Source organism: Halorubrum salsamenti (genome assembly GCF_007671685.1).
GTDB lineage: Archaea > Halobacteriota > Halobacteria > Halobacteriales > Haloferacaceae > Halorubrum > Halorubrum salsamenti.
Map to the genome: position 1 here is coordinate 252,277 of NZ_VCNL01000002.1, position 12,598 is coordinate 264,874.

The window sequence follows — 12,598 nt, forward strand, 5'->3', positions numbered from 1 at the left end:
ACCGTGCGACCGGCTGTGACGGACAAACGCCGCCGGAGAACCGGTCAGTCCGCGGTCGCTTCGGGCGCGCCGTGGTCGATCTCCGTGCCGAGTAGGTCGAGGAACTGCGCGATCCACTCGGGGTGATCCGGCCACGCCTGTCCCGTGACGAGGTTCCCGTCGGTGGTGACGCCGTCGACCCACGAGCAGCCCGCGGCCTCGACCTCGGGCCTGACCGCGGGGTACGCCGTCATCTCGTAGCCGTCGAGCACGCCCGCCGCCGCGAGGATCTGCGGGCCGTGACAGATCGACGCGACCGGCTTGTCGGCCTCGAAGAAGTGCCGGACCGCGTCCAACACCTCGTCGTAGCCGCGGAGATACTCGGGAGCGCGCCCGCCGGGGACGACCAGCGCGTCGTAGTCGGCCGGGTCGACCTCGTCGAACCCGTGGGTGAGCTCGAAGTCGTGGCCGCGGGTCTCCAGGTACGTCTGGTCGCCCCGGAAGTCGTGGATCGCGGTTTTGATCGCCTCTCCGTCCTCCTTCTCCGGGCAGACCGCGTGGACCTCGTGGCCGACCGCCCGTAACGCTTGGAACGGCACCATGATCTCGTAGTCCTCGCCGAAATCGCCGACGATCATCAGTATTTGTTTTCCTGTCATATTCACAACACCACCGCAACGTACGCTCCGCGAACGCATAATTGTACTGTCGCCTGGTACCGTGCCGCGCGGTAGCGGCGGGGTCGTTGGCAAGACGACGATGAGGGGATTCGCGCGCGGTCTTCCGTCACCGGGACTGGTCCCGGTTCACTCGTCGGTACCGGGGTCGTACACGTCCGGGTTCGGCTCGCCGTCGACGTCGACGACGGCGAGCGCGCCGCGGCGTCCGGCCCGCGAGAGCGCGTGGTCGACGACCTTGATCGGTCCCGGCACCACGAGGTCCATCTCGCCGACCGTCGCCGTCCCGGGCGCGACCGGCGTCGTCTCGACGTACCGCCCGGGCGGCGACACGAGATCGCCGTCGCGGTACAGCCGCGACCAGACGTTCCCGATCGGGTGCCAGGAGCTGGACTGGTTCGGCCCGCCGTTCACGAAGAACGCGCGGACGGTCTCGCCGACCGAGGCGCCGATCGCGCCGAGGCGGTCCCCCGTGAATCCGTGGTGTTCGCCGTTGAAAACGACGTACGTCGGGTCCTCGGCGAGCATCGCCCCGTGATCGAAGGCGTGGTGGCCCTTCTCGCCGAGGTCGCCCTTGGTGTACAGCTCGTGTTGACCGAGGTACAGCTCGCGGTCCACGGCCGGGAGCCCCGCCTCGGGCTCGACGAGTATCGCGCCGAACATCCCCGAGCTGACGTGGTGGTCCATCGCCGGCACCGCGCAGTGGTAGGTGAACAGGCCGGGGAACTCGGCGCGGAAGCTCAGTTCCGCCGCGTCGTCGCCGGGCACGAGCGTCGTGTCGACGGCCCCGCCGCCGGGGCCGTACACGGCGTGGAAGTCCACGTTGTGGATGTCGCTGTTGTCGTCGGCCGGCACCTCGAACCGGAGGTTCACGGTGTCGCCGCGCCGGACGCGGATCATCGGTCCGGGGACCTGGCCCTCGAAGGTCATGTACTTGAACGTGACTCCGGGCTCGATCTCCGCGACGAGCTCCTTCGTGCGAAGGGTGACGTCGTGCTCGCGCGGCTCGTCCCAGTCCACCGGCGCCGGCACGTCGGTCGGGTCGGCGGCGATCCGGTCGACGTCGACGTCGCGTGCGGGGTCCAGTTCGGCGGCGACGCCCTCGTTCGCGCCCTCCGGTGGCGGGGTCTCCGCGTTCACCGGCGCGCCGATACAGCCGGCAACGGCGCCGACCGCTCCGATCCCGAGTGCCGCAACCATCTTTCGCCTGCTGAGGTCTTGTGACATGATTCGTCCCTACTTCTTCCGAGGCCTCCAGGTGACATATATAATATATACTGTTCCCCAATACCGGGGCAAGATCGCCTATCTACCCACATATAGGGGATGTTAAATACAGTACATATTCGACACGACAGATCGGATAGCCGCCGACGCAGTGGGCCGTCGGTGTAGAGTCAACGCTACAGAAGTACCAAATTTATAGATATACTATATTTTTAATATATTAGAATATTTAGTTCTATTTTGTGCTATAATTAAGTTCTTAACTTCAGTATTATTGCCTTATAAGGCCTAAAAGACTATTAGACAGATCAGTGGGCCAAAGATGATTTTTATAATATTTCCGTCTTTTTCTCAGAAAGATATAATAATATATGTGATATGATAGGTGAGTTTTTAATACAAAATAATTCTAATTAATTAATTTTATTATAATCTATTTAGGAGTGTATGACCATATACCAGTTACTATATCGGTTTTTATTGGAATTTTGTAAATTTTTGAAGATCAGATCGGCTGCGCCGTGGATCGCGTCACGTCGCCCCTGCTCGCTCACTCGGTACCGAGTTTCGCTCGCGTGTACGGTTCGAGCCCGCCGCGGTCGACGAGCGTCTGCAGGAACTCGGGTAGCGGGTCCGCGTCGTACCGCTCGTCCGCGGTGTGGTTGATAACGGCTCCCTCGGCGAGTCGGAGACTGATCGCGTCGCCGTCTTCGATCCGATCGGCGTCCGGACAGATCAACACGGGGAGCCCGAGGTTGATCCCGTTTCGGAAGAAGATCCGGGCGAACGACTGCGCGACGACCCCGTCGATCCCCGCGCCCAAAAGCGAGAGGGGGGCGTGCTCGCGGGAGGAGCCGCTCCCGAAGTTGTGCCCGCCCACGACGAAGTCGCCGTCCGAAACGTTCGGAGCGAACTCCGGGCGGAGGTCGTTGAACGCGTGCTCGCCGAGCTCCGCCGGGTCGCTGGAGACGAGGAACCGCGACGGGATGATCTGGTCGGTGTCGATGTCGTCGCCGAACGTCCACGCCCGGCCGGGCTCGGTCGTGTCGATGTCGCGGCCCGCGTCGGCGTCGGTCACGCGCCCACCCCCTCGAGGACGTAGTCGTCGTAGCGGTTCAGCTCGACCTCCCGCGGGTCCGTGATCTCGCCGTACAGCGCCGACGCGCCCACCGTGGCGGGGCTGGCGAGGTACACCTCGCTCGTCATCGACCCCTCGCGGCCCGGGAAGTTGCGGTTCGCCGTGGCGAGGCAGACGTCGCCGTCGCCGAGCACGCCCTGGTGCGTCCCGAAGCAGGACCCGCAGCCGGCGCTCTGGACGATCGCGCCCGCGTCGACGAACGTCTCCATCACGCCGGTGTCCATCATCTGCTTGTACACCGACCGCGAGGCCGGGACGACGACCATCCGCGTGTCGGGGGCGAGCCGCTCGCCCTCGATGATGTCCGCGACGACCCGGATGTCCTCGTACCGCCCGTTGGTACACGTCCCGACGAACAGCTGGTCGATCTCCGTGCCGACGACCTCGTCGACGGGGACCGCGTTCTCCGGGTTCGACGGCGTCGACACCTGCGGCGAGAGCGACTCGGCCCGGTAGGAGTGGACCGCCTCGTACTCCGCGCCGTCGTCCGGCCGCGTGTACGCCGGTATCTCGGGCCGCTCCCCGGTCTGCGCCTCGAGGAAGTCGACGGTCCGCTCGTCGGGCGCGACGATCCCGGCCTTCCCGCCCATCTCGATCGCCATGTTCGAGAGGACGAGCCGCTCGTGGATCGGCAGCTCCTCGACCGCCGAGCCGCCGTACTCGGCGGTCTTGTACGTGCAGCCGTCGAACCCCACGTCGCCGATGAACTTCAGGATGAGGTCCTTCGCGTACACCCCGTCGGGGAGGTCGCCCTCGACCTCGAACCGGAGCGTCTCCGGCACCCGGAACCACAGCTCGCCGGTCGCGAGCGTCGTCCCGAGGTCGGTGGAGCCGACGCCGGTGCCGAAGCCGCCGACGCCCCCGAAGGTGGTCGAGTGCGAGTCCGCGCCGATAACCAGGTCGCCCGGGGAGACGAACCCCTCCTCGACGAGCAGCTGGTGACAGATCCCGTCGCCCACGTCGTACTGCTGGGCGCCGTACTCGTCGGCGAACTCCCGGACGATGTTGTGGTTGTTCGCGGCCTCGACGCCGTCGGCCGGCGCGTGGTGGTCGATCGTGATGACGGTGTTGTCCGGGTCGACGAGCTCCGGGTCGTCGCCCGTGACGTCCTCGAAGACCTCGAAGGTCAGCGGTCCCGTCACGTCGTGGGTCATCATCACGTCGACCTCGGCTTCGACGTAGTCGCCGGCCCGCACGTCGTCTCCCGATTTCTCCGACAGCAGCTTTTCCGATATGGTTTTTCCGGTCATGAGTCGTCCTCCGCGACGGTCGCTAACACGCGGTCGACGGTCCCGCCCATCAGGACGTGGCTCGTCGCCCCCAGGTCGAGTCGGTCGGCGACATCGTGCGCGACCGACTCGACGCGCTCGAAGTCCGCGTTCGTTTCGAGGTCCATTCTACTCAGCATCTGGACGAGGTCCTCGGTCGGCGTGTTGCCGACGCCGGAGAGCCCGTCCGGCAGGACGACGCCCCCGCCGAGCCCGCAGTGGGACGCGTCGAACCGGCCGACGCCGCACTGCATCGCGACGAGGGTGTTCGCGAGGCTCATCCCGTTCGTGTCGTGGAGATGTAGCCCCGCGTCCAGGTCGGGGTGCCGGTCGAACACCGCCGTGTACATCTCCTCGATCTCGACCGGGTCGGCGAGCCCCATCGTCGTCGCCAGCGTCACCTCGTCGACGCCGGCGTCGACGACGCGGTCGACGACCGACAGCGTGTCATCCGTGGGGATCTTCCCCTCGTACGGGCAGTAGAAGCTCGTCCCCATCCCGGCCTCGACCTCGATGCCCGTTCCGTCGGCCATCTCGACGATCTCCTCGACCCCGTCGAGGATCTCCTCGACCGTCATGTTCTGGTTGTGCTCGCTGTACGTCTCGCTCACGGTCACCAGGGCGTTCACCTTGTCGACGCCGGCGTCGATCGCGCGCTCCATCCCGACCGCGTTCGGCACCAGCGCGCGGTACGTCACGTCGTCGTGCCGCTCGATGCGCTGCGCGACCTCGTCGGCGTCCCGCAACGTCGGGACCGCCTTCGGGTGGGTGAAGGAGGTGATCTCGATCTCGTCGACCCCGGTCCCGGAGAGGGCGTCGATGATCTCGACCTTCTCGTCGGTCGGGACGAACCCGTCGAGGCGCTGGAACCCGTCGCGCGGGAGCATCTCGACGAGGGTCACGTCCGAGGGGTACTCGGTCATATCACGCCCTCCGAGTCGAGCTTGGCAAGCGTCTCGTCATCGTACGACAGGCGATCGCCGTACACCGCCTCGTTGTGCGCGCCGAGCCGCGGCCCGAGATGCGAGATTTCCCCCGGCGTCTCCGAGAAGCGCGGCACGGTGTTCTGGACCGCGCCGGCGCCGAGCTGGTCGTCCGGGACCTCTACGACCGCGTCTCGGGCCTTGTAATGCTCGTCGTCGAGGATGTCCGCGACGTTGTAGATCGGCGCGATCGTCGCCTCGTGCTCCTCGAAGCGGTCGATGACCTCCTCGCGGGTGTGGTCGTCCATCCAGTCTTGAATGATCGCGTCGAGCGCCTCGACGTTCTCCAGCCGCTTCTCGTTGTCCGCGAAGCGGGGGTCGTCTTTCAAATCCGGCCGCTCGATCGCGTCGAACACCCGCATCGCGATCGGCTGCGCGCTCGCCGAGATGGCGACCGCCCGCCCGTCCCCCGTCTCGTAGACGTTGCGCGGCGCGGACGACGTCGAGCGGTTCCCCGACCGCTCCTCGATCTCGTCGAGCTGCTGGTAGCGGAGCGGCTGTGGCCCGATGAGCGAGAAGATCGGCTCGATGAGGCTCGTGTCGATGTACTGGCCGGTCCCGCCGTTCGCGTCGCGGCTGTACAGCGCGAACGCGACCGCCATCGTGGAGAACATCGCCGCGATCCCGTCCGCCAGCCCGGTCGGCGGCAACAGCGGCTCGCGGTCGGGGTAGCCGTTGAGGTACGCGAATCCCGACATCGCCTCGGCGAGCGTCCCGAACCCGGGGCGGTCGCTGTACGGCCCCGTCTGTCCGAACCCGCTCAGCCGGAGCATCACGAGCCCGGGGTTGAGATCGGAGAGGTGGTCGTAGCCGAGGCCCCAGCGCTCTAAGGTGCCGGGACGGAAGTTCTCGATGAGCGCGTCGGCCTCGGCGACCAGGTCCTCGAAGACGACTTTCCCCTCTTCGGTGGAGATGTCGAGGGTCACCGACTGCTTGTTGCGACCGAGGTACTTCCACCAGAGCCCGACCCCGTCCTTCTGCGGGCCGAAGTGGCGCAGGTGATCGCCGGTCTCCGGGTGTTCGACCTTGATCACGTCCGCGCCGAAGTCCGCGAGCAGGCGGCCGACCGTCCCGATAGAGATCATCGATCCGGCCTCGATCACGGTCACGCCGTCGAGCGGGCCGGCGGGGGAGTCGGCGTCGGCCGATTTGTCGTCGGTGGTCGCGTCGCGGCTCATACGGGTCGCCCCGGTGTCTCGACACCGCCGTGGGCGGTGCGTGCCGTTCGTTCCGTCGTCGTTCGGGTGCTGTGTCCTGTCATGTTCGGGTCTCCGTCGTGGTCGTCTTCGTATCGCCGTGTTCGCCGCGTGGTTCGTGCGGTCGCCGCGGTCAGATCGGGCGATCGATGTGGGTCCCGTGCCCGGGTTCGCCGACGATCTCGCCGTCCTCGTAGGCGACCTGGCCACGGACAATCGTGTGCGTCGGCCAGCCGGTCACCTCGCGCCCCTCGTAGGGAGAGTAGTCCGCGCCGCCGCGGAGCAGTTCCGGGGTCACCGCCTTCGTCTCGTCGAGGTCGACGACCGCTAGGTCCGCGTCGGTTCCGACCTGAATGGAACCCTTCTTCGGGTATATATCGAACGCTTTCGCGGTGTTCGTCGAGGTCACCTCGACCGCGCGTTCGAGCGAGATGCGTCCCTCGTGAACTCCCTCCGAAAGGATCAGCGGGAGCATCGTCGCGGACGAGGGGAAGCCGGGGAGGCTATCGGGCACGTCCTCGCCGACCTTGTCGTCGCGCAGGTTCGCGCAGTGGTCCGTGCCGATACAGGAGATGGTGCCGTCGGCGACCCGCTTCCACAGCGTCTCCTGGTCCGCTTTCGACCGCACCGGCGGGTTGACGTTGTGGCGCTCGTCGCACTCCTCCGCGGTCAGCGTCAGGTAGTGGGTGCACGTCTCCCCGGTGATCTCCCACCCGGCGTCGTGGAGCATCGCCAGCTCGTCGGCGGTACGCCCGGCCGAGATGTGGACCGCGTAGAAGCCGTCGTCGTAGTCGTGTTGTCGGGCCAGCGATCCGCTCGCGGTCATGCTCTGCGTCTCCGCGTAGTCGGGGAACTGGTCGACCAACACGTCGTAATCGCGGTACTCCTGGTCCTCGTCGACCGCGGAGTCGAGGTACGGGTTGTCGCCGAGCGCGCTCGTGATCTCCATGTTCTCGGAGTGGTGACCGAGCGTCGTGGGCGCGTCCTGCGCGGCGAGCGCCTGAATGAACGCGTCCGCCCAGTCGTCGTGCATCTCCGAGTTGGTGCCGAACTTCTCGGGCGCGACGTCCTTGTAGTTCTTGTACCACTTGAACGACGTAATTCCCAGCTCCTCGACGATGTACGGGATCTCCTCGATGTGCTCGAACGAGAGCAGCCCCAGCGAGAAGAAGTAGTCGTGGTAGTAGTTCGGCTCCGCCTCGGCGAAGTAGCCGTCCATGATCTCCTCGTAGGAACCGCCTCTCCGGAAGTAGTTCCCGATGGTCGTGACGCCGCCGACGAGGTCGGAGCGCGACTCCGTCTCGGCGTCGGCCTCCAGCCCGCGGTAGATCCCGTGGTGGGTGTGCGGGTCGATCGCGCCGGGGAGGACGTGTTTCCCCTCGGCGTCGATCACACGGTCGCCGGAGAGGGTCCCCGGGCTCGCGATCGCGGCGATCTCGTCGCCGTCGGCGGCCACGTCGGCCTCGAAGGCACCGAGTTCGGGGGTGACGACGGTGCCGTTCGCAATGACGAGGTCGTGGGTGTGGTCGCCGTCTCCCGTCATTCGCCGGTCCCCTCCACCCACGACTCCACCTCGTCGCGCTCGAGCACCTCGGCGTACTTCATCCACAGGTCCATCAGGGCGACCTTGTGGCTCGCCTCGATGCGGTCGAACACGCACTCCTGTGGCAACACGACGTTGAAGCCGTTCTGCTGGGCGTCGATCGCGGTCGCGCGGACGCACCCGCTCGTGGAGTTGCCGACGATGATCACGGAGTCGTGGCCGCCGCGGACCAGCCGCGAGAGCAGGTCGGTCCCGTAGAAGGCCGAGGCGTACGACTTGTCGATCACCGTCTCGCCGTCCTCGGGCGCGACGGCGTCGACGATGTCGAGGTCCCCGTGGTCCGGGTCGTCGTAGCTCGACGGGACGACCCGCGTGTACGTGACGGGGACCTCGTGGTCCCGAGCGAAATCGAGGAAGGGCCCGATGTGGTCGATCGCGTCCCACGCGATCTCGCCCATCGCGGTGCGGTACTCCTCGACCGCGTCGAGAATGGGCTCGTCCTCGCCGACGACGAGCCGCTGCATGTCGATGACCAGGACCATCGGGTTCGTCCCCATCCCGCGGGACTCCCACGAGGACGCCCCCTCCTTGTCGTAACCGGCCGCCGAGATGACCCGCTCGTCGCGCTCGGTGAGCAGGTCCTCCCAGATACGCTTTGTCATGTTAACGAGTCCCAGTACGACGAGCAGTCGCATAATTCTGTGGGTCGGATCGAACTGTCCGGACGCCCCGCCACACCGCGACGGTGCGGCCGGCTCCACCGCGATACGACGCGACTCACCGCGACGGCGCGAACGCCTCCAGCGTCCGCTCCACCCACTCCCTGTCGCTCCCGGCGGGGGCGCGAACGATCGGGAGGTCGACGCCGATCCTCCGGAGGTGATCCAACTGGGCCCGTGCCTCCTCGGGAGTCCCGACGACCGCGAGGCGGTCGAGGAGCCCGTCGTCGACTCGCTCCGCGCCGGCGGCGGTCGAGGGTGCCGCACGGACCGCCTCGACCACGTCCTCGAACCCCGCCTCCACCGCGGCGCGGTCGTAGTACCCCGGGATGTCGCGCAGGTAGTAGGCCACGTGTTCGGCCGCGACACGACGCGCGCGCTCCGAGTCCTCGTCGACTGCGGTCAACACGTACATAGCCACGTCGATCGACGCCGGGTCCCTGTCGCCGCGGGCCGCGCCGTCGGCGAGCCACCCCCGCGCCTCCTCGAACCGCGAGTCGGGGTAGAGGTTCGGCACCCACCCGTCCGCGAACTGCCCGGTCAGCCGGACGTTGCCGGGCCCCAGCGCGCCGTTGTAGATCGGGATCGACGCGCGCTCGGGCTCGAACGCCTCCCAGAACGCGGTCCGCGACGGCGAGAAGAACTCCCCGTCGAACCCCTCCGGGTCGCCCCGGAGGTACCGCCGAACCAGTCGGATGTACTCGGCCATCCGCGGCAGGGGGCGCTCGAACTCGGCGCCGTGGAACCCCTCGACGACGCCCGGGTGGGCGACGCCGAGTCCGAGGATCGCGCGACCGCCCGAGTGCGAGTCGAGCGTCGCGGCCGCCTGCGCGATCGCGGCCGGCGTCCGCGAGAACACGTTGACGATGCCGGTCGCGAGCCCGATCCGATCGGTGTGAACCGCCCAGCGCTCGAGCTTGCCGAACGCCGACTTCCCCTGTCCCTCCGCGGCCCAGGCGCTCTCGTACCCCAACTGCTCCGCGCGGACGACGAGAGCCGGCTCGTCGCGCAGCGCGAAGAGGACGCCGACGCGGTCGGCGGTCTCTTCGTTGCACTCGTCGCTCACGGTTCGACGACCCCCTCGACCGCGAGGTCGTTGTACACGTCCAGCCGGCGGATCGCGCCCTCGCGGACCTCGTAGACGTCGACGTACCGCACGCCCTCGAAGCGCTCGCCGTCGTTGTCGACGCCGTGGAGGGTCCCCTGACTGACGACCCGGTCGCCGTCGACGGTCCACCGGCCGAACGCCTTGCCCGCGCGCTCGTAGCGGGGTTCGAGAAACGCGAGGAACGACGCCGCCGCGTCGGGGCCCTCGAACCGCGCACCCGGGACCGTGACGACGGCGTCGTCGGCGAACAGCTCGCCGACGGCCTCCCGTTCGTCCGGGTCACCCATCCGCTCGAAGAACTCCTCTACCGTCTCGCGTGGCGTTCGAGCCATGATACCTGTACGCACCCGAAGAGATATAAATCGGGCTGCCGACGACCAGGATGCCGATCGGCGGTCGCACACAGGAGTCGCCAGCGGCGCGGACTCGGGGAGATCGATATTGGCACACGAACGGCGACACCTCGCCGACCGGTAGCTTTACGCGATGTGGTTCCTTCCACCGTGGTATGAGTTCGCTCGATACGGAGCCGCAGCGGCGGACGCTAGACGACGCGAGCGCGGAGGTCGTCTCCGCGGACGAGGTCGAGTTCGACGTGGAGACCGACGTGCTGATCGCGGGGGCCGGCGGGTGCGGGCTCACGGCGACGCTCGCGGCCTGCGAGAACGAGGACCTGACCGTCACTTTACTGGAGAAGAGCGGCGAGGTCGGCGGCAACGCGGCGCTGTCGACGGGGATGATCCCTGCGGCCGGCACCCGCTTCCAGCGCGAGGCGGGGATCGAGGAGGAGCCCGCGGACATGGCGCGAGACATCTTGGAGAAGAACGGCCACGAAGCGGACGAGGAACTGGTCCGGCACCTCTGTGAGAACAGCGTCGATCTGGTTCACTGGCTCGTCGACGACTGGGACCTCTCCCTGCACCTCGTGGACGATTTCAAATACCCCAAACACTCCGAGTACCGGATGCACGCGCCACCGGGACGGAACGGGGAGCACCTCGTCGCAGAGATGCGCGATCGGATCGAGACGCGGGAGAACGCGGAGCTGCTGACGAACACGCCGGTGACGAAGCTGGTCGCGAAGGACGGGGCCGTCGAGGGCGTCGTCGCCGGGTCGGTCCGAGAGGAGGCGATCCGCGCGGAGAAGGTGGTCCTCGCGACCGACGGCTTCGCGGGGAACCGGGAGATGGTCCGCGCCTACTGCGAGGCCGACATCGCCGACGCGCTCTACTACGGCTCGGACGGCAACACCGGTGACGGGATCCGCTGGGGCGCGGAGCTCGGCGGCGCGCTCGCGTCGATGGACGCGTTTCAGGGCCACGCGACCGTCGTCAGCGGGACCGGCGCGCTGTCGACGTACGCCGTCGTGATGAACGGCGGGATCCTCGTCAACGCCGACGGAGAGCGCTTCGGGAACGAGTCGAAGGGGTACTCCGAGTTCGCGGTCGACGTGGTCCGGCAGCCGGACGGCGTCGCCTACGAGGTGTTCGACGAGCGTATCTTCGAGCGTTTACGAGGCGAATTCGACGACTTCGACCGCGCGATCGACCTCGGCTCGTACACCGGCGCCGACACCGTCGAGGAACTCGCCGCGGAGCTCGGCTGCGACCCGGAGGCGACCCGAGACGCGGTCGAGTCGTACAACGCCGCCGTCGAGGCGGACGAACCGGACGAGGTCGGACGAGTCGACGGCCGAAACGTCCTCTCCCCGCCGTTCTACGGGACCGAGGTGACGGGATCGCTGTTCCACACGCAGGGCGGGCTCGTCGTCGACGAGCACGCGCGGGTGCTTCGCGAGGACGGGTCGACCGTCGACGACCTCTACGCCGGGGGCGGCACCGCGACGGGCATCAGCGGCCACGGGGCCGACGGCTACCTCTCCGGGAACGGGCTCACGACCGCCATGGGGTTCGGCCGGCTCGCCGGCCTGCACGCCGCCCGGTCGCTCGGTGAGTGACGATGGGATCGACCGACGAGGGGCCGACGCCGGACCCGTCGTTCGCCGGCGAGACCGCGCTGATCACCGGAACGGCCCGGGGGATCGGCCGCGCCTGCGCGGTTCGCTTCGCCGAGCGCGGCGCGACGGTGGTCGGCGGCGACCGACTCGACCAGTCGGAGACCGCCGCGACCTGTGCGGACCTCCCGGGGGCGTTCGAACCGGTGGCCGCCGACGTGACCGACCCGGCGGCGGTCGAAGCGCTGGTCGAGCGCGCGGCGGACACCGGGCGCGTCGACGCGGTCGTCAACGTCGCCGGAATCGTCGCGCGTGAACCCCTCGCGACCCACGACGGCGAGCCGTGGGAGCGCTCGGTGGCGGTCAACCTCACCGCGCCGTTCCGGATCGCCCGCGAGGCCGCGCCGCATCTCCGAGAGACCGGCGGCGCGGTCGTCAACGTCTCGTCGATTTACGGGCAGATCGGCGCGGCCGAGCGCGCCGGCTACGTGTCGACGAAAGCCGGACTAGAGGGGTTGACGCGCGCTCTCGCCGCCGAGCTGGGCGAGGACGGGGTACGGGCGAACGCCGTCGCGCCGGGATTCATCGAGACGCCGATGACCGAGCCGTACGCCGAGGACGGGGCGGCGCGCGAGCGGTTCCGGGAGCTCGCGGCCCTCGGACGGCTCGGGGAGCCGTCGGAGGTTGCGAGCGTCGTCACCTTCCTCGCGAGCGACGACGCCTCGTTCGTCACGGGAGAAACGGTCCTCGTCGACGGCGGCCGGGCCACGGTGGAGTGAATCGGTCGCCGGACGGCGGTGATCGGC

At 67.9% G+C, this 12,598-nt stretch carries 12 protein-coding genes; 2 read left to right on the forward strand and 10 right to left on the reverse strand.

Annotated elements, in window-relative coordinates; genetic code table 11:
* Window positions 1–44: 44 nt before the first annotated feature.
* The 10 genes from FGL94_RS05910 to FGL94_RS05955 all read right to left on the reverse strand — a co-directional run bounded on the left by FGL94_RS05910 (window position 45) and on the right by FGL94_RS05955 (window position 10,170).
* A complete protein-coding gene (locus FGL94_RS05910) occupies window positions 45–638 on the reverse strand; it encodes a DJ-1/PfpI family protein (RefSeq protein WP_144922087.1) in 594 nt (197 codons plus the stop codon).
* A gap of 147 nt (window positions 639–785) precedes the next feature.
* The gene (nirK, locus tag FGL94_RS05915; RefSeq protein ID WP_144922090.1) at window positions 786–1,883 is read right to left on the reverse strand and encodes a copper-containing nitrite reductase; all 1,098 of its coding nucleotides are present in this window, start codon (window positions 1,881–1,883) and stop codon (window positions 786–788) included.
* Window positions 1,884–2,433: 550 nt separating this feature from the next.
* A complete protein-coding gene (locus FGL94_RS05920) occupies window positions 2,434–2,961 on the reverse strand; it encodes a 3-isopropylmalate dehydratase small subunit (protein ID WP_144922093.1) in 528 nt (175 codons plus the stop codon).
* Entirely contained in the window at window positions 2,958–4,271 is a 1,314-nt protein-coding gene (locus FGL94_RS05925) for a 3-isopropylmalate dehydratase large subunit (protein WP_144922095.1), read from the reverse strand. Before FGL94_RS05925 ends, FGL94_RS05920 begins: the two co-directional genes overlap by 4 nt.
* On the reverse strand, window positions 4,268–5,212 hold the full coding sequence (locus FGL94_RS05930; RefSeq protein ID WP_144922098.1) for a hydroxymethylglutaryl-CoA lyase: 945 nt from the start codon (window positions 5,210–5,212) through the stop codon (window positions 4,268–4,270). The genes FGL94_RS05925 and FGL94_RS05930 overlap by 4 nt, the downstream gene beginning before the upstream one ends.
* Window positions 5,209–6,450, reverse strand: a complete 1,242-nt coding sequence (locus FGL94_RS05935; protein ID WP_144922100.1) for a CaiB/BaiF CoA transferase family protein — start codon at window positions 6,448–6,450, stop codon at window positions 5,209–5,211. The genes FGL94_RS05930 and FGL94_RS05935 overlap by 4 nt, the downstream gene beginning before the upstream one ends.
* Before the next feature lie 151 nt (window positions 6,451–6,601).
* On the reverse strand, window positions 6,602–8,011 hold the full coding sequence (locus FGL94_RS05940) for a dihydroorotase (protein WP_144922103.1): 1,410 nt from the start codon (window positions 8,009–8,011) through the stop codon (window positions 6,602–6,604).
* Entirely contained in the window at window positions 8,008–8,673 is a 666-nt protein-coding gene (locus FGL94_RS05945; protein ID WP_144922105.1) for an isochorismatase family protein, read from the reverse strand. The genes FGL94_RS05940 and FGL94_RS05945 overlap by 4 nt, the downstream gene beginning before the upstream one ends.
* A gap of 115 nt (window positions 8,674–8,788) precedes the next feature.
* A complete protein-coding gene (locus FGL94_RS05950) occupies window positions 8,789–9,796 on the reverse strand; it encodes an LLM class flavin-dependent oxidoreductase (RefSeq protein WP_144922109.1) in 1,008 nt (335 codons plus the stop codon).
* A complete protein-coding gene (locus FGL94_RS05955) occupies window positions 9,793–10,170 on the reverse strand; it encodes a nuclear transport factor 2 family protein (protein WP_144922112.1) in 378 nt (125 codons plus the stop codon). The genes FGL94_RS05950 and FGL94_RS05955 overlap by 4 nt, the downstream gene beginning before the upstream one ends.
* 176 nt (window positions 10,171–10,346) lie before the next feature.
* Between FGL94_RS05955 and FGL94_RS05960 the strand changes: the two genes are divergently transcribed.
* Entirely contained in the window at window positions 10,347–11,795 is a 1,449-nt protein-coding gene (locus FGL94_RS05960) for an FAD-dependent oxidoreductase (RefSeq protein ID WP_144922115.1), read from the forward strand.
* 2 nt (window positions 11,796–11,797) lie between these two features.
* On the forward strand, window positions 11,798–12,571 hold the full coding sequence (locus FGL94_RS05965; RefSeq protein ID WP_144922118.1) for an SDR family NAD(P)-dependent oxidoreductase: 774 nt from the start codon (window positions 11,798–11,800) through the stop codon (window positions 12,569–12,571).
* Window positions 12,572–12,598: the final 27 nt, after the last annotated feature.